Raw genomic sequence first — 20,803 nt, forward strand, 5'->3', positions numbered from 1 at the left:
ACAGTTATTAATTGAGTATGCTCTTGACCAAACAAAGAGAGAGGAGATGATTCATACTTATGAAAATTTAGGTTTTATAGAAGCCGTTAGATATAACCATGTAAAAATAGTTGAGCTATTACTAGAATCAACTCCTGATCAAAATAAAAAAGAGGAAATGATTCAAGCATGGGATAATCAGGTTTTTCTAGCAAATGCTCAGAGCGGTAGTGCAGAAATATTTGATTTAATACTCGAACATGTTTCCGATAACAAGAGAGATGAAATATTAAGTCATGCTAAAACAGATCTGGTCTTAACAACTGCTGCCAGTCATGGATATTCCAAACTATTAAACAAATTATTAGGACTTATTCCAGAACCAGAAAGAAGCGAAACTATCAATAATTATAAGCTTGAGCCTTATATGGACATGGAAAAACATTTTAGGGTTACCCAAGAGTTAGCCAATTTAAAATTAGTTTGTAAAGATGTCCAGCAACAATTGGAAACACAACTGCAAAATAGGAATAATATACCATGCGAACTCACCCGCTTGATTTTATCCTTTGCTACAGGTGCAGCAAGTGTGGATCATATGAAAAAAGTAAGTGATGTTATGAGCAAAGTAACTGAACAAGCTAAGTATTCACACTTTCCTATGACACAAGTAAAATTTCATAATAGAGGCAGTTTTGTACGTCAAATGATTGAGCAAAAGGTGGATTCCAATACACAACATTTGGGATTCTAAACATTATTCTAAAACACCAGGGTTTTTTACACTCCCCGGGATTACTTTAATTAATGCTGATATAATTATTTACCAAATAATTATACATATAGGATAAGAACCTCTATATGATCCATATTTAATCAACCAAATAAATTAATTACAAAATGCTGTGCATACCCTATATGATTGAATTTGTCCACCGCAATTAGTATGACAGTAATCTCTATTTTGTTCGCATCTCATTTTACAGTCGAAATCCGAGCACGATCTGGAATATATTGATAAATCATTAAAATCATGCGGGTCTTTAGTATTCTGTTTAATAATAGTTTCCGTATAGCGCTTAATATCTTCTACCGTCTGGCAGTTTGCTTTATCCTGCTCGCACCTGAAATAGCAATTGTTAAGTTCGGTTAAGCACTGGTTGGCACAGAACCTTCCGGTATCAGTTTGCGGAGGGATATAATTTTTTCTTGTTTCATATATTGACCCGCAAGCTGAAAGAGCAAACAATACCATGATATAAACTACTTGTTTCATTAGCGAGCAATCAAGTTTAATTTCTACATAATTTTATAATAATTTAACAACTATTACAATACTGAAGTTTTATTTTTAAAATTATAAAAGTTTTAAGCTTATTAAAGGTTTATAATAAATATTAATTATATTATAATAATATAAATAAGGGTTATTTCTAGTTATCATACTAAATAATAATTAAGTAGAACTGCAAAAGGGGGGAATTATGGTAAAAGGGAAGGTTACACTTGTAACGGGATCAACAAGTGGTATAGGGCTCGGTATTGCACATAAGCTTGCAGAAATGGGCTCAAATATTATGTTAAATGGGTTTGGTAATGCAGAAGATATTGAAAAGCTAAAAACTGCTTTATCAAAAGAATTCAATGTTAAGGTTGCTTACTCACCGGCAGATATGAGTAAACCGGAAGAAATTAGAGAGATGGTCAAACAAACCGAAGCTGAATTGGGCGGCTTGGATATACTGGTAAATAATGCTGGCATTCAATTTGTTGCCCCTATAGAAGAATTTCCTGATGATAAATGGGATGCTATTTTAGCCATAAATTTATCAAGTGCTTTTCATACAATTAAGGCTGCTCTACCCAGTATGAAAAAAAGAAATTTCGGAAGAATTATAAATATAGCTTCCACCCATGGCCTTGTTGCTTCAGCGAATAAGGGAGCATATGTTGCAGCTAAGCACGGCATAGTAGGCTTGACAAAGACAGTTGCTCTTGAAAATGCTACTCTAAATGTTACCTGTAATGCAATTTGCCCGGGATGGGTACATACCCCCCTCGTTCAAAAACAAATAGAAGATAGAGCTAAAAATGAAGGCATTACAATTGATGAAGCAACTCAAAATTTACTTAGTGAGAAACAACCTTCGCTAAGGTTCACTACAATTGAAGATATAGGAAACACGGTTCTATTTTTATGTAGTGAAACAGGAAGATCGATCACAGGAACAACACTCCCGGTTGATGGTGGCTGGACAGCACGCTAAAACAAGCTAAAATATAGGAAAAAAGATTATGGAGAAGAAACAAAAAATAGTTCATATGGCTTTACAAGGCGGAGGTGCTCATGGAGCTTTCGCCTGGGGAGTACTGGATAAGATACTTGAAGACGGACGTTTATCAATTGACGGTATGTGTGCAACAAGTGCGGGTTCTATGAATGCTGTAGTTTATGCATATGGTAAAATGAAAGGCGGCAGAGAGGGGGCGAGAGAAGCGCTCCATAATTTTTGGTATAATATTAGCCAATCAGTCGGATCACTTGCTCCTAAATTCCCGCCTTTTTTCAATGATATATTAAAAAAATGGACTTTTAATTTATTTGATGCAATGAGCCATGTAGTTTCTCCATATCAATTTAATCCTAACAATATAAATATTATTCGAGACGTGCTTGAAAGAACGGTTAATTTCGAAGAGATGAAATCATGTAATTGTACAAAACTGTTTATTAGTGCAACTAATGTCCGCACCGGTAAAGTCAAAGTATTTGATAACAAAGAACTATCCCTGGACGTAGTACTCGCTTCAGCATGCCTACCCTATCTGTTTCATTCAGTGAAAATAAAGGATGAATATTACTGGGACGGCGGATATATAGGAAATCCCGCAATTTTTCCTCTATTTTATGAAGGTACTACCAGAGATGTAATCATTATACATATCAACCCTATAGTTCGCAGTAAGCTTCCGACTGAAGCTAGTGAAATTATGAACCGCATTAATGAAATTACCTTTAATGCTTCTTTATTGCATGAGTTTAGAGCGATCGCTTTTGTTAATAAGCTAATTGAGGAAGGATGGATAAAAGATGAATATCAGCATAAACTACGCAATATTCTTATGCACTCAATACGCGCTGATGAAGCTTTGCATGATTTTGATATTTCTACTAAGTTTGATGCCAGCTGGGTATCATTAACCAATCTTCGTGATTTAGGGCGCATAGAGGCGAAAAATTGGTTAGAAAAGAATTTTGACAAAATAGGTAAAAAATCTTCAGTTAATCTTAAAAAAGAAATTCTTGAAAATGGTGATGATCATATCGGCTAAACTAAAGTTAAAATTATAAAAAACCGCTGCTAATTAAATTTTTAAGCTATAAGCCTTGCAAAGATTCATTCACTTATGGTATATATTATTTCACAAATATGCGGCTGTGGTGGAATTGGTAGACACGCAACGTTGAGGTCGTTGTTCCTGAAAGGGATTGAAAGTTCAAGTCTTTTCAGCCGCACCATTAGAGATTGTGCTTTTTATATATGATTCAAGATTTTGCATTAAGTGAAGCCGCAGCTAGAAGAATTCTTAAACTTAAAGAGTTAGAGGGGAACCCTAATTTAAAATTAAGAATAGGTGTTTTAGGTGGAGGTTGTTCGGGTTTTCAATATCAATTCGCACTTGATGCTACACCTTCACCACAAGATAGGATTTATTCTTTAAACGGTGCAGAAGTATTGGTTGATGATATGTCTTTAGAACTTTTAAAAGGTTCTATGCTGGATTTTGAAGAGGATTTAGGAAGTGCAAGTTTCGTAATAAAGAACCCTAATGCGACTGCAAAATGCGGTTGCGGTAATTCTTTTTCAATTTAATTATTTCGCTTCAATTAATCACTATTACTTTACCGGTTAATACTGAAAATATCTTAAAAAACAATTATTAAGAATATACTTAACATTTAACTTTAATGAATTTTTCTTGCAATATAGAATTAAATTACAAAAATAGACTTACATAACCACTTTTATTTTATTATAATTCATAAACATTTAAATATATTGGAAGGGTATATGCGCAGTTTAGATAGCAAGCAGGTGGAACAAGTTTTACAAAATTATTCTAAGCTTGAACCCATACAACTTTTATTGTCAGAACAATTTAACCATGTAGCAGGAAGAAAGCATGCTGACATAAATAAACTTTATTTATGTCATGCTACTCAATTTTTTCCTGAACAAGGTATTATTTATCCACGTTTAAATTTTCAATTTAATGAAAAAAATAGTTTATATTTTAATGAGCACTATTCTAGAAGTATTTCAATTCTTTTTAGTATATTAAGACCCTCTGTACATTTCTCGCTTAACTCCCTAGCAAACCCGCATGGTGAGCACTCCGGTTTTGGTGAAAACCCTTATATAATAATAGACCCTTTAGTTGCTTCAGCCCAGATTGTCGGCGGATATATTGAAGACATGTTTACCTTTGGATCATATACCTTAACTAATCAGGCTACTATATTAGTTCCTCATACAAGAAAAGAACTCATTCAAGAAAAAATACTAAATTTACCGAAAGGAGCAGTAATCAGTTATTATGATAATTACGAAGAAGCTATGAGACAATTTTTTGCAAAGAAAAATTCTGCTTATTTGGATACTCCTCAGATGCAAGATGATCCTGCTGAACCGATATTCTATGGAAAATTAGGGAGCGCATTTGTTTCAAGCCTTGAAATTAATAAACAAATTAGTAGAAGATTCTGTACTCATGATATAACTCCTTTTGCCCAAATTGAAAGTATTTTTGCCGGAAACAAGGTATATAATCAAGCTCCTTTTTTTGAAGCCTTAAGTACTCCTCAAGTAAATATCTCTACTCTTTTAAGCAGCTACCTTACATGCATTAAAAACAACTTTAGTCTTAATGCTGAGCAAAATAATTTTTTAGATAAATATAAATTAATTTTAGGAGAGCTTATATCTATAGCACGCGACTCTAACTCAATAAATGAACTGATTGAAAAAGTTAATTTTCATGAAGCCATTTTTATAAGTTATGACCATACTATCTCTTTGGATAAAATAATACCCGAACAACAAAGTGCTTTATTACTTTCCTCCATTACAAACCTTAAATTCAATGCTTATTACAGATATGGGTCAAACCGCACTTTAGTTGACGCTGCTTACTTAATAGATGACAGCATTAAAGAAGAGCAACTGTTAAGCCTGTTCTCAACAACCTTAACATTAGGATTTATTTTAGAAAACCATAACGGTAGATCATATATAGTACTAAAAGATATAAACTTAGAAAAAGTAGCTGACTCTATTAAAAGTAGATTCAATGATTATAAACAGCCTTATTTAAGCTTATAAAGAACTTAGTGTTGAAAAATAGAAACTTTTAAGTTTAGATTCCTCTTCCGGTAGCATTTTTGGTAGCTAAGCTTTCAGGAACGTCTAAGGATTTTGGTTTATAACTAAAAGTTTCTATTTTTTTTAACAGCTTTGGGTATTCCTTTGCTTCAAGATGAGCTCCGGCTATGGAAGCCTGAATTAAATTTTGAAATTCATTGCTTTCAAGTAATTCCTTGGTTAATTCATTTTTCCATTTTAGCTTACCATGCTCTATAGTTGTAATCTCAGCTATATGCTTTTTAAAAGTACTGTAAAGGCTTTCGTCTTGGAATATCTCTAGTAGTGAGGAGGATAATTTTTCAATAGTTTTGGTCTTCTGGAAAACCTTTAATAGCCTTAAGCTGTTTACTTGCAGAATGCTTTGCCTAGAATATTCCGTATGAAGTTTTTTTAAATTCGTAGGCAATGATTCTATTAGCTTTGCCCTTTCTTTAGTAAAATCTTCCGGCTGATTCAAGGTAGCATTGTTCGCGACATATAAACAAATCACTTCAATTAGTTCACCCTCTACATCGGGAGTAACCTCTCTATTTAAAGAGAATTTTTCAGGAATTGTTGTATAGTCCTGTTTTGCTTCAGGGTTAATGACTTGAGAAATATCTTTTAATATTCTCAAAACTTTTTGCTCATATCCAAGTTTGTTTTGAGGCTGTAATTTATTTAAATTAAACATATTACGTTTAAGCCAATCGTTTATTACTTCTTCAATTGCAATCTTTACTGAAGAAGAGGATTTCATTTTTTCGAGTATATTTTTTATTATCTGCTGCTCTTCTCGGCTTAATTCAAAATTTAATTTTACATCATGATATGGGCGCTCTCCTGCTTTAAGCAGGCTTTTTATAGACTTATCCACCTCATTAAAATCATAATCTTTTTCTTTAAGCACATTTAAGAAAACACCTAAAGATATATCCTGATCTATTCTTCTTTGGTGTAAACTTTTCTTTAGGCTTTCCAAATAATGTGTTAAGTCCTCTTCTCTTATCTCTTTTAAAGATTCAATCAGATCCTTAATAAGTTTTTTTCTTTTACCGCTTATATCATACCCGAAGAAATCTAGAGCACCCGGCTTATAAGTATTAATTTTAGTCGTTAAACTATTATATTTATTTGATTCTATGCTTTGCATAGCATTCCTGCTCGCTAATTTATAATTATACTATTCTATAAATAGTTAACAAATGGTTAACTAGAGATGTTTCGCAGGAATGTTTTTCTATGATGGGTTGTTATGCCTAATGTTTTAATTGCTTCAATATGTGATTTAGTTCCGTAACCTGAGTTTTTATCCCAACCATAGTGAGGGTAAGACATATGAAGGCCATTCATAATACCATCCCTAGTGACTTTAGCTAAAATTGAGGCGGCGGCGATAGATAACGACTTAGCATCCCCTCCGACTATCGTAAATATATTTTCGTGTTTTTTATAAGGAGAGATATTGCCGTCGATAAGAATATTATCAAATTTTATTTTTATCAATCCTATAGCTCGGCGCATTGCAAGCAGTGTCGCCTGTAAAATATTCAGCTCATCAATTTCATCAACGCTTGCCAGTGCTATTCCATATTCCGCATTTTCCTTTATTAAGCTAAAAAGTTTTTCCCGCTTAAGTTTTGAAAGTTTTTTAGAATCATTTACTTGGCCTAATAATGCAGGGTTGCGAATTATAACAGCCGCTGCGACCACCGGACCTGCTAACGGACCTCTACCCGCCTCATCAACTCCGGCTACCACTCCGCCTACCTGTTCCTCAATACTTAAATCCGGCATATAATTATCTTTTTAATATGAAATAATTTAACTATTCTATTTAAGCAACTATAAATTCTGCATAAATAACATTTGCGTTTATTAAGGGATATGTTTATTTTGCAGACATATGCTAGGCTCTTTTAAAATGATTATAATAAGGAAGTTTGAAGTATGAAGTTCTAAAAAGAATAAAATATATTTATATATGTTTAATATCTTTCTAAGCTTTAAGACCTATACAATTGCCTTAAAGAAAAAGGAGCCTGTTTACGCCTTAAAGTTATCTAGGTTAAAAATATATAATGCCCAGCACAAAAGAAATTAATAATAATTCAAATTCCAGCGTAATAAAGCTTAAGCACCTGGTTCAAGCTGATTTAGAAGAAGTTAATCAAATAATTTTAAATTATGCTAAAAGCGAAGTTACGGAACTAATACCTACTATTACTAATTATATTACCAACTCAGGCGGCAAAAGGATTAGACCTATATTAACTCTTGCTTGTGCGCATATGTTTGATATAAAAACTTCAAGGCATGTTTTGCTTGCTACCTCAGTAGAATTTATTCATACTGCAACCCTCCTGCATGATGATGTCATCGATGAAAGCAGCACACGAAGAGGAGTAGCAACGGCAAACCAATTATGGGGGAATAAGGCAAGTATCTTAGTCGGCGACTATCTGTTTAGCCAAGCTTTTAGATTAATGGTTGAAACTTCATCTATTCAGGCATTAAGAATACTCTCAAATGCTTCCGCCATTATTTCGGAAGGTGAGGTGTGGCAACTCTCAAATATTTCTAATATAAATATAACTAAAGAAGATTATTTTAAGTTAATACATTCCAAAACTGCACAATTATTTTCTGCGGCATGCGAGGTTGGAGCTGTCATTGCAGACGGTAAACCGGAGTATGCGGAAGCACTGGCACAATACGGTATGAATTTAGGTATGGCATTCCAAATTGTTGATGATGTATTAGATTACACGACCAATGACGAGCAATTCGGTAAAAAAGCCGGCGGGGATTTTAGAGAAGGCAAAGTCACCCTACCGTTCATCATTGCATTAAGTAATGCTGATGAAAGAGATAAGAAGTTTCTTGAAACCGTTATTACCTCTGAAAATAAAGATTCTATGTTTTTAGAATGTGTTAAAATTTTGAAAGCATATGATGCTTTTGATAAGGCTTTAAATGTAGCAAGGCAATTTGTCGAACAAGGCTTAGAAGCTCTAGAAATATGCCCTGATTCTGAGACTAAATTATTATTTAAAAATTTAATTATCGAGCTACTAAACAGAAGCCATTAATTTTCAATAATTACTATTTAGCTCACCTTGGCAGGCACTGAGCATATAATTTTTTCAATAATATTTCAGCTTATAATTTATAATATTAAAACGAATAAAGGGGGATTCGAGATGTGAGTAACTTATATTATTTTCGAACTTAATTGGTTATATTTACTTTTTTCTAAATTGATCTAAAGAAATTACATTATTTCCTTCAGTTTTCTTATCCCTTTTCTCTCTTTTTTCTCCCTTGGATTTAGATTTCAAGTTATGATTAATATTAGCTTGCTCATCCTCAAACTCTTCATCGTCAAGAAACTCAATATCCACCTCATCATAGTCGTATTCTATTTCTCTAAACTGTAAACCGAATTGTACGCTTGGGTCTGCAAAAGTAGTTACTGCCGAATAAGGAATATAGACGCACTCTTTATGACCGTTAAAGCTTAAAGTTACTCCAAAACCTTTACTATCAACTTTTAAGTCCTGATATTGGTATTGCAGTACTATTGTCATTTCTCTCGGATATTTTTCAAGCAAAGCTTTTGAGATTTTTACTGCAGGATGCTTAGTAATAAATGAAATAAAAAAATGATGTTCCCCGGGAAGCCCATTTTTTTCTACAACTTTTAAAACTTTGCATACAATAATATGCATTGCCTCATCTACAAGTTTCCCATAATCAATAATATTTCTGCTCATAAAAATTCTCTCTTACAATTCGATAAATTAACAAAAACTTTAACTCTAACTTTCGATAGCTGTATACAAAACCATCTCCCCTATACTATTTTTTATACTTAAAATGTTAACAAATGGTAAACAGAAATATTTTTTTTAAATATTTTATTCAGTAATTTCAAATGCGGTATAACCTTCAAGATTTTTTATACTTGGAAATTTAGTAACCTTTATATTAAAGGAATAATCTAAATAACAAGATTTAAGGTTATTGTAAATATAAAATGCTATATGCTCAATTAACTTAAATTCTTTATCTAAAAGTAAGGCATGCACTTTACTACATAATTGATCATAACAGATAACATCAGTTATATCATCACTCTCACACCCTAGCGGAAGCTCAGGGTAATGAAGTTTAATATCAACTAATAATTTCTGCGGAGCTGACCTTTCCTCTTCCCCTACTCCCACTTTAACTAATACAGCATAGCCGGAAACAATAACAGCACAGTTAAGCTTTTTATTTCCGCTTCTGTGCTGCATTGCTGTTTTATTTAATTTAATCAATTTATTATCTTGAATAGAATTCCACCACTAAATGCGGTTCCATTATAACCGGATATGGTACTTCGGAAAATTCCGGTACTTTAGAATAAGTAGCTTGGAATTTATGCTCATCTACCTGAATATACTCCGGCACTGATCTCTCACCGGATTGCATTGAGGTTTGTAAAATTAACAGTTGTTTTGAAGATTCTTTAACTTCAACTACATCACCGGGCTTTAACTTATAGCTTGGGATGTTAACTACTTTACCGTTAACAGTGATATGCTTATGGTTTACAAACTGTCTTGCTGCGAAAGGAGTAGGTGCGAACTTAGCACGATAAACTACTGCATCCAGCCTTGATTCAAGTAAACCGATTAGATTTTCACTGGTATCACCTTTTCTTCTTGCAGCTTCCTGGTAAATCTTTCTAAATTGCTTCTCGGTAATGTTACCGTAATACTTTCTAAGTTTTTGCTTAGCGTGAAGCTGCACACCGTAATCAGTAAGTTTACGATAGCCTAAAACTCCATGTGCGCCCGGAGGGAAATTTCTGGTATTAACCGGATCTTTCGCTCTACCCCATAGGTTAACTCCCAACCTACGGCTAACCCCAAACTTTCTATTTAATCTTTTTGACACGTGATTCCATTTATAAGTTTTCTCGTTCTTAAGTTGTTTTTTATACAAATTTGCATACTTTATGTCAACTAATATATAATTAATTTTGAGTGCATACGCCATGCTTTGATTAAGAATAAGCTAAACTTAGTGAAATAGGGTAGTAAAGGAATAAAACAATAACTAAAAAGATTAAAAGGCGCTATATGGTATTTTTTCAGTATTATAGTAACACCTTTTATCTTGTTTTAACTTAGATTAAGCAGCAAAAAGCTCCATGTCCAACTCAAAATAGCTTTCCGCACCTTCCATTAATTCGGCCTGTATTACAAGTATATCTTTTTTAATATTTTCCGTTGCGGAGGAGATTTGCAGCATTTGATCATATAGAGATTGATCCCTAAATTCAGCAAATAAAGGGTTATCAGCTTCATTTCCACTCATTAGCTCAAAAAATCCACTGTAATCCGAAAGATTATCTTTCACGCTTTCATCCCCATAAAGCTTACTAGCTATATCACTAATAACACCGCCCAGATCCTGGAATATGGTTTTATAAGTCGCACTATGTGCCCCGTAATCATTTTGTATAGTTTTTAACGCTGTTGCATACTGATATAAAACCAAGTTTTGCATTTTAGCAACATCACAATAAACATTACCTAAATTGATTACATCTTCATCTGTTATATAAAGCTTGCTTTTATCAACTTCGCCGTTTTCATTGTAGTTATAAAAAAATCTATATGGGCTCTGCACATAAAGCATATATGTTTTACAAAGATTATTTCCAAGCATATAATGCGCTTTATCAATTAGATAGTCAGTAAGAAGTAGGTTTTGCTCAACTATATCATTAGCTTTATTCATTATTTCACTAGCTTCCCGGGCTTTATCTTCTTCCAAAATATTAATTTTTGCTCCCGTATTGCCTGAGCCTGAATATTCCGCATTGTTATTAGGGAATTCGAAAGTTTCATCATTTTCTCTACCCTGCTTCAATTTTTCCGCTAATTTGCGGATAGCATCCATATTAGCTTGAAACTTAATATTGTAAACTTCTCTATTGTCTCTGCTTGACGAACCCATTTGCGATTGAATAGATAATATTTTTTGCGTAAAAATTAGCTCTAATATTTCAGATGTAATAAATTCTTTATCTTTAAGCTTCCATATATATTTATATATATCTTCATTAGAGTATAGTTGCTCTGCCTCATCCTTAGTAATAAAATGTTTTGTTGCTTCTTTTCCTTCAATATTGTTGAATATATTTTCATCATGAGCAAGATTAATTTTGTCCGGGTAAATGTCATTATAAGTGTAAGTGCTGATAAATTTGCTAAATTCATCAATATCTATATTATGTGAAGGGCTAAATTTAGCTAAATTTTCTTGTTTTGCTTCTTCTAATATATTTTCTATGGATATTTCTTTATAATTTAAATATTCTAAATCTAAAAACTCGATAGCCAGCTTCTCTTTAGCAACTTCTAAATCATGTTGCAAATTTTTAATATCCTTGCGAGCAAGTATTAAACTTTCCATACCACGCTTTATTTTTTCTATAGCAGGTTGGATTTCAGCGGCTGTAAATATTATATCTATACCACCACTAAATAAATAATTTATTGTAAGGCACGGAAGTGTTATATCCAGTTTTTCCTCTACATTTTTACCGATCATCACACTTAGCTGAAAGTTTCCATAGAATAAGACTTTATTATCATATGTACTTAATGCCACTCTATCAATTTCACGGCTATATTGCTTTAATTCCTGGTTTTTATAATATAGCAAAATAATGTTATTCGCTTCTATGGTATTGTCGTTTGCTTCTTTATATAGTGCTTTAACTATATCATATAAATGCCCTACTGTTTGCAAAGCATTTTCTAATATCCCCTCTCCGTACTCAATATCCGCTATGATTGCCTTAGACTTTATAAGTTCAATCATTTTATCCTTTGCTATAGGCGACTTCTTATTTAATAAATCATTTAAGTAATGCTTTGTATTCTCCATAAATTTCTTCCCTCTTATTAAGTTAACTTAATAAAAGTAGCGCAACTAATTTTAAAATAAAAGATTAATTTCTAGGTTAAACACCTGTTATACCCTTACTATTTTTGAACTTTTTAGAGCTACTTAACTCTTAATTTTGTTGCTATTTCAACACTTCACAAGCAGTTTTAATCCGTTTACAAGCTTCGATTAAAATGTTTTCGGAGGTTGCATAGGAAATTCTAAAAAAGTTCTCCATGCCGAATGCTGCACCCTGCACAACCGCTACAAGCGCATGTTCAAGTAAATATTCGGTGAAATCACAGCAGTTATTAATAACTTTGCCGCTCGGAGTGCGCTTTCCGACCAGTCCTTCACAGCTCGGGAACACATAAAATGCCCCGTTCGGGTTTTGACATTTTATGCCCGTAATTTCATTTAATAACTTCACAACCAAATCCCTTCTTTTTCTAAACAGTTCCGCATTCGGCTTTATAAAATCCTGAGAGCCATTTAATGCCTCGAGTGTTGCATATTGACTGATAGAACAAGGGTTTGAAGTGCTTTGCGATTGAATAATGGAAATTGCCTTTATCAAAGGTTCGGAACCTGCTGCATAACCTATGCGCCAACCGGTCATTGAATATGATTTAGAAACTCCGTTTACCGTTAATACTCTTTCTTTAAGTTTAGGCTCAACTTGGGCGATGGTATAAAACCTCTGACCATCAAACATAATATGCTCATATATATCATCGGAAATGATATTGACATGCGGGTATTTAAGTAACACTTGCGCTAAGGCTTTTAGTTCATCGGAAGTATAAGCAGATCCGGTTGGGTTACTCGGTGAATTAAGAATCAGCCACTTGGTTTTATTGGTAATCGCTTGTTCTAAAGCTTGCGGGGTAATCTTAAAATTATTCTCTACCGATGAATTAACTATCACGGGAATACCCTCGGCAAGCGCAACCATATCAGGATAGGATACCCAATAAGGCGCAGGTATAATCACTTCATCAAGCGGACTAAGGGTAGCAAGCAGTGCATTAAAGATTACCTGCTTTGCACCACAACCTACCGTTATTTGCTTAGTAGTGTATTCCAACTCGTTCTCATTTTTAAATTTTCTGCATATAGCCTGCTTAAGTTCTATAATGCCGTCTACTGCGGTATACTTAGTTTTCCCGTCATTTATCGCTTTAATCGCTGCATCTTTAATATTTTGCGGGGTATCGAAATCAGGCTCACCCGCTCCTAAACCGATTATATCCTTACCCATAGCTTTTAACTCCTGAGCTTTTGCAGTCACTGCAAGCGTCGGAGACGGTTTAATAAGTTTAAGTCTGGTAGCGAGAAATTCCGAAGAAGTAGCCATAATATTAACACCAATCAAGTTATTTAATATGAATTCTATATAAAACATATGTGTAATAAAATCTACCCACTTAAATAATCCATATTGATTTTTATTACTCAAAGAATTAAAGCTAACCTTAAATCTTTAATAAACGGAAAATTATGATTTTATGTATTGATGTAGGCAATACTCAAATACATTGCGGGGTATATAGTAACGAACAGCTTATAGCTGAAGCGAGACATGCTACAAATGATGGTATCACTTCCGACGCCTATGGCATCTTTTTGAAAGCTATTTTATATGAACAAAACATCAATTTAAAATATATAAAGCAAATTATAATTTCTTCTGTTGTTCCGGAGTTGGATTACCAAATTACTAATGCATGTATACGCTATCTAGCTCTCACTCCTATATTCTTAAATGTAGAGAATTATAAAAAAATAAAAAATTGTAAGCTCCCGGAAAGTTTAGGTGCCGACAGAGTGGCTAATTTTATTAGTGCAACTACCTTATTTCCGAATAAAAATTTAGTTATAGTTGATTTAGGTACTGCAACTACAGTTTGTGTAATCAGTAAAAACCACGAACTTTTAAGCGGGTCAATCATGCCCGGACTTAAAACATCGGCTAAGGCTTTAAACAGCACAACGGCAAAGCTCCCTTTAATAAAAATAGAAAAGATAGATATAGGAATTGTTGAAACTACCGTTGACAGTATACAAATCGGTTTATTTTACGGCCATTTAGGCGCAATTAAAGAGCTGACCGCCCGCTTTAAAAGTAAATTTTTTGCCAATGAGCAGTCAAGCGTAATTGCAACCGGTGGTTTTTCCGATATATATAAAGAAGAAAAGATTTTTGAGTATATTATCCCTGATTTAGTACTTAGAGGATTATATATTTATTCTCAATTAATTATTTCTTAATTGTAATGCTTAATCCTTCCTTAGTCGGTATAATAATACTTTCAAATTTTTCAGGATCACTGATTTTTCGGTTAAATTCCTGCATAGCTGCTTTAAGGTTTGGCGGGGCATTAATATCGTTATCATACATAGCTCCAAATAAAAATACATTATCCGCAACGATAAGCCCGCCTGATTTCAGTAAAGTGTAAGCAATATCCAAATATAACGGGTAACCTTGCTTATTGGCATCTATGAAAACCGCATCGAATGCTATGTCGCTTATATATTTCTCTATGTTGCTTGCATCATCGTTGATCAGCTCGATTTTATCTCTTTCTAAACTCGCTTCAAGGTTGCTTTTTGCAATATTATAATGCTCGGTTGATTTTTCTATACTGATTACCTTTCCCCCAGCCTCCAAGCTTCTTGCTAACCAAAGCGTGGAATAACCAACACATGTTCCGATTTCCAAAATATTTTTAGCTTTAATAAGCTTTAGTATTATATAGATTAACTTTCCTTCTTCAGCGCCGATTTGAATACCCTGCTTATCGGCAGGGGCGGATTGCCTAATCTTTATTAGCTCTTCATCTTCTTGAGCACATAGCGCTCTTATATATTTGATCATTGCCGAAGCTTCAAAGTCACGTGCCATTTTTATTTAAACATTAAATGATTTGCCGCAGCCGCAGGAGCCTTTTTCATTCGGGTTCACAAAAACAAAACCCGATTTAATTTTTTCATCTACATAATCTAAAGTAGTTCCTACTAAATATAAAACCGCTTTAGGATCTATAAAGATAGTTACTCCTTTTTCATTTATTTCTTCATCAAAGGCACTTTTCTCATTCGCATATTCAAAAGTGTAGGCAAGTCCGGAGCAGCCTCCCGACTTAACCCCTACTTTAATACCTGCACATGGCTTATCCCTCTTCTCGATAAGGTATTTCACTCTCTCGACCGCCTTATCAGTCAAAGTAATTACAGCCGGCCTCTGTTTGATGGAATTATTTTCACTACTTTGTGACATATTTTTACTCTTCTTCCAAATTTTATTTTTCTAAAGATTGTTTTAAATCAGTAATTGCAGCCTTAATAGCATCCTCTGCAAGTACCGAGCAGTGAATTTTTACCGGCGGCAATGATAATTCTTCCGCAATATCAACATTCTTTATTGTTAAAGCTTCATCCAAGGTTTTACCTTTGACTTTCTCCGTAACTAACGAGCTTGATGCTATAGCTGATAAACAACCGAAAGTTTTAAATTTAGCATCTTCGATTACTTTAGTTACAGGATTAACCTTAATCTGAAGTTTCATTACGTCTCCGCAACTCGGCGCACCGACTAACCCCGTACCGACGTTTTTTTCTTCCTTATCAAATGACCCCACATTTCTAGGGTTTTCATAGTGATCTATAACTTTTTTACTGTATGCCATAACCTTTTTCCTAAACTAACTTTTTTTCATATTCTTATATTTATCTTAGTGTCCCGCCCAATTAACTGATTTAAGATCAACACCTTCCTGCAGCATTTCCCATAACGGACTTAAATCCCTTAATTTCTGTACACTATTTTTTACACATTGTATTGCGTAATCTACTTCTTCTTCAGTGGTAAATCTGCCGATACCGAATCTTATTGAGGTATGCGCAAGTTCCTCATCTACCCCTAACGCTCTAAGCACGTAAGACGATTCAAGCGAAGCGGAAGTACACGCAGAGCCTGAAGAAACCGCTAAATCTTTAATTGCCCCGATCATTGATTCACCTTCAATACAGGAAAAACTGATATTTATATTCCCGGGTATCCTAGCTTTCGGATCACCGTTAATATAAACTTCCGGGATTTTCATTATCTCCTTCAAGAATTTATCCGCAAGTTTTTCAACTCTTTTGGTTTCTTCCGTCATCTCTTCACGTGCAATTTTTGCCGCGACCCCTAAACCGACGATAAGCGGAGTAGGAAGAGTCCCTGAGCGCATTCCTCTCTCTTGCCCGCCGCCGTTTATCATTGCCTCTATCCTTACTCTTGGTTTACGGCCGACAAATAATGCGCCTACCCCTTTAGGCCCGTAAATTTTATGGCCTGAAATACTCATCAGATCTATATTCATGGCGATTACATCAAGCGGAATTTTACCGAAAGCCTGTGCTGCATCAGTATGCAGAAAAACTCCCTTTTCTCTGCATATCTTCCCGATTTCCTCTATGGGCTGAATCACTCCTATTTCATTATTTACCGCCATTATAGAAACTATAACGGTTCTATCGGTAATAACTTCTTTTAATTTATTTAGATCAATTAAACCGTTCGGTTGAACCGGCAGATAAGTCACCTTAAATCCTTCCTGCTCCAAGTGTCTACAAGTATCTAAAACGCATTTATGTTCAGTTTGAACGGTAATGATGTGATCTCGCTGATCGCGATAAAATTTAGCTACGCCCTTAATCGCCAAGTTATTAGATTCGGTTGCGCCTGAAGTGAAAATAATTTCCTTTGCACTCGCATTTATTAGTTTTGCAACATCTTCCCTGGCTTGTTCGATAGCTTCCTCCGCCTCCCAACCGTATGAGTGACTTCTTGAATGAGGGTTACCGAATTTATGGGTAAAATATGGAAGCATTTCTTCCACTACTCTCGGGTCAGTCGGAGTAGTTGCCTGGTAATCCATATAAATCGGAAGTTTTAACTGAGTCATAATCTTCTCCTATGCTGCATCGGTTAATCTGGTTTTTAAATATAAATCCTGCCAAACTTTTATAAATTTTTTCACTTGCTCTAAAGTATTTTCTGCGCCCATACTCACGCGTATTGCACAACTCGCTTGCTTTTGCTCATATCCCATTGCCATATGTACATAAGGCACATCCACTCTTCCTGAAGAACAGGCAGCACCCGTACTCACCGCAAATCCGTTTAAGTCGAAATGAATTACCTGCGTTTCATTGTTCACACCCGGCATGGAGAAAGATGAAACATTCGGCACTCTTGCCGCATTCTTACCGAATATTATCGAATCTTCAGCTATCCGCATAATTTCTTCTTCTAAAAAATCTCTATATTTTTCCAGCTTAGTAAATGAAGCTATGATCTGTTTAATTTTGCTACATGCAACGCCAAGGCCATGAATCGCCGGAATATTTTGCGTTCCAGGCCGAAACCTAAATTCCTGCCCCCCTCCCTTTAATATAGAACTAAGCGGTAAATGTTTTTTAAATATCAAAGCACCGACTCCAATCGGTGCGCCGAATTTGTGGCCGCAAATTGTTACCATATCGGCATCAAGCTCAGCTATATTTATTCCGGCTTTACCGATATATTGCGATGCATCCGTATGCACTAATGCTTTATATTTTCGTGCAAGCTTTACTACTTCATGTATCGGCTGAATTACTCCGATTTCATTACTTGCCATAATTACTGAAATCAGTATCGATTTATCGGAAGTAGCCAAAATCCGTTCTAAAACATCTAATTTAATCACCCCGTTACCGCCCACTGGTATTAACCCTTCTCCCACCACTTTCAAAACCGCCGGGTGCTCAATTTGCGAGGTAATACAAGTGTATCCCTTCATTCCGTTAATAGCTAAGTTATTTGCTTCCGTTCCTGAGGCGGTAAAAACTATTTTATACTGATCTGTTACGCATAGAGCGCTAGCAACCTCATTCCTTGCATCCTCTAAAAGTTTTTTTGCATATCTGCCGTAAGAATGTACGGAGGAGGGGTTAAGCGGAAGATGAGCAATTTCTTCCATCGCTTCTCTTGCTTCTTTAAGAAGCAATGTAGTCGCGTTATGATCAAAATAAATTTTTTCGCTTAATGACATAATTATTCTTACGCACTCTTTTTGGTAATTCTTCCGTTACAAACATCTGCAAGTGACACTGAACTTAAAAAATTAGAAATTTGCGCTTCCAATTCCGCCCATAGTTCATGTGTTTCACATCTTTTACTATTTCTGGCACACCCGTTTAAACTTTTATTATTGCATCTGGTCATCCTAATTTGCTCTTCAACTGCAGCCATAATATCAAATATTTTAACTTCCGCCGGCACAGCCGCTAATTTATAACCACCTCCCGGCCCTTTAAAAGCTTTAACCAATCCTTCGCTTTTTAATTTAGCAAATATTTGCTCTAAATATGCAATATCAATACCCTGTCTTTCGGAAATCAAAGATAGCTTTTGCGGAAAGCCACCATCATTTATAGCTAAATCAACCATAGCCATAACTGCATATCTACCCTTTGTTGTTAAAAACATCTTCCCTCATCAATTCTTTACTTCTAAAATTCAAATGCTTTATTATAATATAAATATGATTTAATATAAAAACCCAATGTTTTACTTGGCTATTGTTAATGAAATATATAATGTATTTTCCTTATGTTTTCAACAATAACCTAATAAAATACTAAGAAATTTTTAAGGAGCACCTTGATGGTAAAAGAAATTATTTTTAACGGGCAAGCAGGGAAGATTGAAGGCAAATATCACCAAAACCCGGATCCGCAAGCTCCGATTGCACTCATACTGCACCCCCATCCGCTGCATGGCGGCACTATGAATAACAAGGTTGTTTACAATATGTTTTATACTTTTGTTAAGAATAACTTTTCCGTGCTTAGATTTAATTTTAGAGGGGTAGGCAAGTCAACCGGTATTTTTGATAACGGGGTTGGTGAGTTAATGGATGCCGCGGCTGCAATGGATTGGTTACAAACCCAAAATCCTGAAGCCTCCAGTTATTGGATCAGCGGTTTTTCTTTCGGTGCATGGATAGCTTTACAGCTCTTAATGAGAAGGCCTGAAGTAAATGGGTTTATTGCTGTTTCGCCTCCGGCTAATTCTTATGATTTCAATTTTCTTTCACCTTGCCCGGCACAAGGGTTAATTATTCAGGGTACTAAAGATACGGTCGTCTCCGAAGAAGCAGTTTACAATCTATATGAAAAGCTTGAAAAGCAGAGAGATTCTAATGTTGAGTACGTCCCGGTTAATAATGCCGATCACTTCTTTGCCGGAGAATTGGATAAGCTGAATGAAGCCATAGAAAATTATATTAAGCCACGTATAGCAGTAATGCAAAGACCAAGAAAAGTTAAGCGCGACAGAAGACGCCGCCAACTACCGGATGCCGGCTAGAAGTTGTTGTAGGGAAGCTGATGTAGAGATTCTTATGACTGCGTACCGCAAGATATCCGAAAGCATACGCTTCTATAAGATCCCCGTCCAGAGGCTTCCCTTCAATTATAATTTCTTCTATAGATGTTACTTTGATACCAAGCAGATCACTTAAACATTTCATTATAAATTTATTTTTTCTTCCGCCGCCGCAAACATATAAATGTAGTGGTTTTTTAGGTAGTAATGATATTCCGCGCTTTACTGTTTCAGCAATGATTGCACCTAAACTTGCAGTCCCATCTTCTGTTGTCATACTTTCTAAAAAGCTAAAATCAAATGCATTTCTATCTAAAGCTTTTGGTGGGAGTTTGGAAAAATAATCTTGGACTAAAAACTTGTTTACTATATCGTCATCGACTTTTCCGCTGAAGGCAATTTGTCCGCCCTTATCATACTCGATATCCAACCTTTTATTAAGAAGATCATCAATGGGAGCATTACCGAAGCCGGTATCAAAAGCAATTAGCTCATCTTGATCTATATACGTGATATTTGCTACGCCGCCAATGTTCAAAATAGCACAGGGTTTAGCTAAGTTTGCAGCTAATGCCTTATGAAATATTGGTACAAGAGGAGCTCCCAATCCTTTAGCAGCAAGATCCTTTCTTCTAAAATCACTTATCACATTTATTCTTGTTTCATAAGCAAGTAAACTCGGGTTACCGATCTGCCAAGTTAAATGCTTTTCAGGTATATGTATTACCGTTTGACCATGAAAACCTATAAGCTGTACTTCTTCGGCCTTTAAGTTATTTAACTTTAATACCTCTTTTACTGCTTCTATATGTAAATGAGTAATTTCATCTTCAATCTCTATAAGCTCACTAAGACCTGCAGATTTAATGTTTCTTAGTTTATGTTTAACGCTTATAGGATAATCCAAAGTAATCCCCTGCCCACACTCTATTTTATTTTCACCGTCGCTAATTATCAGCGCGGCATCCACCCCGTCAAATGAGGTGCCACTCATAAGCCCTATTGCAAATAAAGGATTATTCTCGTCCGACAGTTTCATCTTTTC

Annotated in this window: 23 protein-coding genes and 1 tRNA gene; 9 read left to right on the forward strand and 15 right to left on the reverse strand. The window is 34.9% G+C overall.

Annotated features, from left to right (window positions below; all coding sequences use genetic code 11):
• Nucleotides 1-733 (forward strand): ankyrin repeat domain-containing protein (locus tag NF27_RS12510; RefSeq protein WP_039457561.1); only part of this gene is annotated, 733 nt, incomplete at its 5' end.
• A gap of 135 nt (nucleotides 734-868) precedes the next feature.
• Here the strand turns inward: NF27_RS12510 and NF27_RS07070 are convergent.
• Nucleotides 869-1,255 (reverse strand): hypothetical protein, encoded by a 387-nt coding sequence (locus tag NF27_RS07070; RefSeq protein WP_152606866.1) that lies wholly within the window; start codon nucleotides 1,253-1,255, stop codon nucleotides 869-871.
• A 208-nt stretch (nucleotides 1,256-1,463) separates the two neighbouring features.
• Here NF27_RS07070 and NF27_RS07075 point away from each other — a divergent pair, with 208 nt between their 5' ends.
• The 5 genes from NF27_RS07075 (at nucleotide 1,464) to NF27_RS07095 (ending at nucleotide 5,363) form a co-directional block, all read left to right on the forward strand.
• Nucleotides 1,464-2,246, forward strand: coding sequence for a 3-hydroxybutyrate dehydrogenase (locus NF27_RS07075; RefSeq protein ID WP_039457564.1), 783 nt, complete (start codon nucleotides 1,464-1,466; stop codon nucleotides 2,244-2,246).
• Between the two features lie 28 nt (nucleotides 2,247-2,274).
• Nucleotides 2,275-3,312 (forward strand): patatin-like phospholipase family protein, encoded by a 1,038-nt coding sequence (locus NF27_RS07080; RefSeq protein WP_039457566.1) that lies wholly within the window; start codon nucleotides 2,275-2,277, stop codon nucleotides 3,310-3,312.
• Nucleotides 3,313-3,412: 100 nt separating this feature from the next.
• A tRNA-Leu gene (locus NF27_RS07085) sits at nucleotides 3,413-3,499 on the forward strand.
• A 22-nt stretch (nucleotides 3,500-3,521) separates the two neighbouring features.
• Entirely contained in the window at nucleotides 3,522-3,854 is a 333-nt protein-coding gene (erpA, locus tag NF27_RS07090) for an iron-sulfur cluster insertion protein ErpA (protein ID WP_039457567.1), read from the forward strand.
• 198 nt (nucleotides 3,855-4,052) lie between these two features.
• Nucleotides 4,053-5,363 (forward strand): hypothetical protein, encoded by a 1,311-nt coding sequence (locus NF27_RS07095; protein WP_039457568.1) that lies wholly within the window; start codon nucleotides 4,053-4,055, stop codon nucleotides 5,361-5,363.
• 34 nt (nucleotides 5,364-5,397) lie between these two features.
• Here the strand turns inward: NF27_RS07095 and NF27_RS07100 are convergent, their stop codons facing one another.
• The gene (locus NF27_RS07100; protein ID WP_039457570.1) at nucleotides 5,398-6,537 is read right to left on the reverse strand and encodes a hypothetical protein; all 1,140 of its coding nucleotides are present in this window, start codon (nucleotides 6,535-6,537) and stop codon (nucleotides 5,398-5,400) included.
• A gap of 56 nt (nucleotides 6,538-6,593) precedes the next feature.
• Nucleotides 6,594-7,181, reverse strand: a complete 588-nt coding sequence (locus NF27_RS07105; RefSeq protein ID WP_039457571.1) for a ribonuclease HII — start codon at nucleotides 7,179-7,181, stop codon at nucleotides 6,594-6,596.
• A gap of 284 nt (nucleotides 7,182-7,465) precedes the next feature.
• Here NF27_RS07105 and NF27_RS07110 point away from each other — a divergent pair, with 284 nt between their 5' ends.
• Nucleotides 7,466-8,476 (forward strand): polyprenyl synthetase family protein, encoded by a 1,011-nt coding sequence (locus tag NF27_RS07110; protein WP_039457573.1) that lies wholly within the window; start codon nucleotides 7,466-7,468, stop codon nucleotides 8,474-8,476.
• 153 nt (nucleotides 8,477-8,629) lie between these two features.
• Here NF27_RS07110 and NF27_RS07115 read toward each other — a convergent pair whose 3' ends face one another.
• The 5 genes from NF27_RS07115 to NF27_RS07135 form a co-directional block, all read right to left on the reverse strand.
• Nucleotides 8,630-9,160, reverse strand: coding sequence for an SspB family protein (locus NF27_RS07115; RefSeq protein ID WP_039457575.1), 531 nt, complete (start codon nucleotides 9,158-9,160; stop codon nucleotides 8,630-8,632).
• Between the two features lie 144 nt (nucleotides 9,161-9,304).
• The gene (locus NF27_RS07120) at nucleotides 9,305-9,685 is read right to left on the reverse strand and encodes a dihydroneopterin aldolase (protein WP_161791829.1); all 381 of its coding nucleotides are present in this window, start codon (nucleotides 9,683-9,685) and stop codon (nucleotides 9,305-9,307) included.
• Between the two features lie 28 nt (nucleotides 9,686-9,713).
• Nucleotides 9,714-10,331, reverse strand: a complete 618-nt coding sequence (gene rpsD / locus NF27_RS07125; protein ID WP_039457630.1) for a 30S ribosomal protein S4 — start codon at nucleotides 10,329-10,331, stop codon at nucleotides 9,714-9,716.
• 237 nt (nucleotides 10,332-10,568) lie between these two features.
• A complete protein-coding gene (locus NF27_RS07130) occupies nucleotides 10,569-12,335 on the reverse strand; it encodes a hypothetical protein (protein ID WP_039457579.1) in 1,767 nt (588 codons plus the stop codon).
• Between the two features lie 142 nt (nucleotides 12,336-12,477).
• Nucleotides 12,478-13,692, reverse strand: a complete 1,215-nt coding sequence (locus tag NF27_RS07135) for a pyridoxal phosphate-dependent aminotransferase (protein ID WP_039457633.1) — start codon at nucleotides 13,690-13,692, stop codon at nucleotides 12,478-12,480.
• Between the two features lie 143 nt (nucleotides 13,693-13,835).
• Here NF27_RS07135 and NF27_RS07140 point away from each other — a divergent pair, with 143 nt between their 5' ends.
• The gene (locus tag NF27_RS07140) at nucleotides 13,836-14,606 is read left to right on the forward strand and encodes a type III pantothenate kinase (RefSeq protein WP_039457582.1); all 771 of its coding nucleotides are present in this window, start codon (nucleotides 13,836-13,838) and stop codon (nucleotides 14,604-14,606) included.
• Here NF27_RS07140 and NF27_RS07145 read toward each other — a convergent pair.
• From NF27_RS07145 to NF27_RS07170, 6 genes are read right to left on the reverse strand one after another with little or no spacing between them, the layout of a single operon-like run.
• Entirely contained in the window at nucleotides 14,596-15,243 is a 648-nt protein-coding gene (locus NF27_RS07145; protein WP_039457585.1) for an O-methyltransferase, read from the reverse strand. The two genes, NF27_RS07140 and NF27_RS07145, sit on opposite strands and share 11 nt — an antisense overlap.
• 6 nt (nucleotides 15,244-15,249) lie before the next feature.
• On the reverse strand, nucleotides 15,250-15,618 hold the full coding sequence (locus NF27_RS07150) for a HesB/IscA family protein (protein ID WP_053332665.1): 369 nt from the start codon (nucleotides 15,616-15,618) through the stop codon (nucleotides 15,250-15,252).
• A 22-nt stretch (nucleotides 15,619-15,640) separates the two neighbouring features.
• A complete protein-coding gene (gene iscU, locus NF27_RS07155; protein ID WP_039457586.1) occupies nucleotides 15,641-16,027 on the reverse strand; it encodes a Fe-S cluster assembly scaffold IscU in 387 nt (128 codons plus the stop codon).
• A 45-nt stretch (nucleotides 16,028-16,072) separates the two neighbouring features.
• Nucleotides 16,073-17,290, reverse strand: coding sequence for an IscS subfamily cysteine desulfurase (locus NF27_RS07160; RefSeq protein ID WP_039457588.1), 1,218 nt, complete (start codon nucleotides 17,288-17,290; stop codon nucleotides 16,073-16,075).
• A gap of 9 nt (nucleotides 17,291-17,299) precedes the next feature.
• Entirely contained in the window at nucleotides 17,300-18,421 is a 1,122-nt protein-coding gene (locus NF27_RS07165; protein WP_039457592.1) for a cysteine desulfurase family protein, read from the reverse strand.
• Nucleotides 18,422-18,429: 8 nt separating this feature from the next.
• On the reverse strand, nucleotides 18,430-18,858 hold the full coding sequence (locus tag NF27_RS07170) for an Rrf2 family transcriptional regulator (protein ID WP_053332666.1): 429 nt from the start codon (nucleotides 18,856-18,858) through the stop codon (nucleotides 18,430-18,432).
• Nucleotides 18,859-19,035: 177 nt separating this feature from the next.
• Here NF27_RS07170 and NF27_RS07175 point away from each other — a divergent pair, with 177 nt between their 5' ends.
• Nucleotides 19,036-19,740 (forward strand): alpha/beta hydrolase, encoded by a 705-nt coding sequence (locus tag NF27_RS07175; RefSeq protein WP_038540231.1) that lies wholly within the window; start codon nucleotides 19,036-19,038, stop codon nucleotides 19,738-19,740.
• Here the strand turns inward: NF27_RS07175 and NF27_RS07180 are convergent.
• On the reverse strand, nucleotides 19,697-20,797 hold the full coding sequence (locus NF27_RS07180; protein WP_039457642.1) for an anhydro-N-acetylmuramic acid kinase: 1,101 nt from the start codon (nucleotides 20,795-20,797) through the stop codon (nucleotides 19,697-19,699). The two genes, NF27_RS07175 and NF27_RS07180, sit on opposite strands and share 44 nt — an antisense overlap.
• Nucleotides 20,798-20,803: the final 6 nt, after the last annotated feature.

The sequence above is a fragment of the Candidatus Jidaibacter acanthamoeba genome, from assembly GCF_000815465.1.
In the GTDB taxonomy this organism is placed as follows: domain Bacteria; phylum Pseudomonadota; class Alphaproteobacteria; order Rickettsiales; family Midichloriaceae; genus Jidaibacter; species Jidaibacter acanthamoebae.

Bases quoted from the DNA above. Each gene is read 5' to 3' on its own strand.
- NF27_RS07070 (WP_152606866.1), bottom strand. From the start codon at position 1,255: ATGAAACAAGTAGTTTATATCATGGTATTGTTTGCTCTTTCAGCTTGC.
- NF27_RS07075 (WP_039457564.1), top strand. From the start codon at position 1,464: ATGGTAAAAGGGAAGGTTACACTTGTAACGGGATCAACAAGTGGTATA.
- NF27_RS07080 (WP_039457566.1), top strand. From the start codon at position 2,275: ATGGAGAAGAAACAAAAAATAGTTCATATGGCTTTACAAGGCGGAGGT.
- erpA (WP_039457567.1), top strand. From the start codon at position 3,522: ATGATTCAAGATTTTGCATTAAGTGAAGCCGCAGCTAGAAGAATTCTT.
- NF27_RS07095 (WP_039457568.1), top strand. From the start codon at position 4,053: ATGCGCAGTTTAGATAGCAAGCAGGTGGAACAAGTTTTACAAAATTAT.
- NF27_RS07100 (WP_039457570.1), bottom strand. From the start codon at position 6,537: ATGCAAAGCATAGAATCAAATAAATATAATAGTTTAACGACTAAAATT.
- NF27_RS07105 (WP_039457571.1), bottom strand. From the start codon at position 7,181: ATGCCGGATTTAAGTATTGAGGAACAGGTAGGCGGAGTGGTAGCCGGA.
- NF27_RS07110 (WP_039457573.1), top strand. From the start codon at position 7,466: ATGCCCAGCACAAAAGAAATTAATAATAATTCAAATTCCAGCGTAATA.
- NF27_RS07115 (WP_039457575.1), bottom strand. From the start codon at position 9,160: ATGAGCAGAAATATTATTGATTATGGGAAACTTGTAGATGAGGCAATG.
- NF27_RS07120 (WP_161791829.1), bottom strand. From the start codon at position 9,685: ATGCAGCACAGAAGCGGAAATAAAAAGCTTAACTGTGCTGTTATTGTT.
- NF27_RS07130 (WP_039457579.1), bottom strand. From the start codon at position 12,335: ATGGAGAATACAAAGCATTACTTAAATGATTTATTAAATAAGAAGTCG.
- NF27_RS07135 (WP_039457633.1), bottom strand. From the start codon at position 13,692: ATGGCTACTTCTTCGGAATTTCTCGCTACCAGACTTAAACTTATTAAA.
- NF27_RS07140 (WP_039457582.1), top strand. From the start codon at position 13,836: ATGATTTTATGTATTGATGTAGGCAATACTCAAATACATTGCGGGGTA.
- NF27_RS07145 (WP_039457585.1), bottom strand. From the start codon at position 15,243: ATGGCACGTGACTTTGAAGCTTCGGCAATGATCAAATATATAAGAGCG.
- NF27_RS07150 (WP_053332665.1), bottom strand. From the start codon at position 15,618: ATGTCACAAAGTAGTGAAAATAATTCCATCAAACAGAGGCCGGCTGTA.
- iscU (WP_039457586.1), bottom strand. From the start codon at position 16,027: ATGGCATACAGTAAAAAAGTTATAGATCACTATGAAAACCCTAGAAAT.
- NF27_RS07160 (WP_039457588.1), bottom strand. From the start codon at position 17,290: ATGACTCAGTTAAAACTTCCGATTTATATGGATTACCAGGCAACTACT.
- NF27_RS07165 (WP_039457592.1), bottom strand. From the start codon at position 18,421: ATGTCATTAAGCGAAAAAATTTATTTTGATCATAACGCGACTACATTG.
- NF27_RS07170 (WP_053332666.1), bottom strand. From the start codon at position 18,858: ATGTTTTTAACAACAAAGGGTAGATATGCAGTTATGGCTATGGTTGAT.
- NF27_RS07175 (WP_038540231.1), top strand. From the start codon at position 19,036: ATGGTAAAAGAAATTATTTTTAACGGGCAAGCAGGGAAGATTGAAGGC.
- NF27_RS07180 (WP_039457642.1), bottom strand. From the start codon at position 20,797: ATGAAACTGTCGGACGAGAATAATCCTTTATTTGCAATAGGGCTTATG.